Source organism: Actinoplanes sp. ATCC 53533, assembly GCF_003947245.1.
On sequence record NZ_QHHV01000649.1, the window covers coordinates 1 to 652 of the forward strand.

Annotated in this window: 1 protein-coding gene; it reads left to right on the plus strand. The window is 65.5% G+C overall.

Going from position 1 to position 652, the window contains the following annotated elements:
* A partial coding sequence (locus DMB66_RS62320) for a hypothetical protein (RefSeq protein WP_199753338.1) occupies positions 1–634 on the plus strand: 634 nt, incomplete at its 5' end.
* Positions 635–652 lie beyond the last annotated feature (18 nt).

The following is a 652-nucleotide window of genomic DNA, read 5'->3' on the forward strand; positions in this document are numbered from 1 at the left end:
GAACGGGGTCGACCTCAAGCTCTCCAAGCAGGCCAACCAGCTCGCGGACCAGGCCGTGGCGGACGCGTGGTTCGACGCGGACAAGCTGTCGCCGCGGATGAAGGCGATGATCGAGGCGTGGCCCGGTGCGAGCCGGGAGGGCTGGTCCTATCGGCTCAAGGACGCGGACTCCCTCAAACGCAAGCTGTACGGCGACCTGAAGGGCGATGAGAGCCGGGCGGCGGAACTGCTCGCCAGGGCCCGCGACAACATCCGGTACACCGCGGTGTTCGAGACGAAGGATTACGTCGCCGGCGTCCAGGCGGCGGTCCGGGAGATGAAACAGAAGAGGTTCGAGCTGGTCGAGGCCAAGAACGACTGGTCGCCGCAGTCCAAGCGGCTGTACAAGGGCATCAACCTGACCTGGCGGGACCCGCAGACCGGCGCGCTGTTCGAGTTGCAGTTCCACACCCCGGAGAGCTTCTGGGTCAACAAGGCCGAGCACCCGTTCTTCGAGATCACCCGCCTCGGTGACAAAGCCTCCGGGGAGATCCCGGCAGCGCTGGCGGGCCAGATCTCGAAGGACATGTGGTCGGACGCGAACGTCCCGCCGCCGGTCGATGCCGGAGACCTGACCTTCGAGCTGGGATTCTGATGCTATGAAGCAGTACTT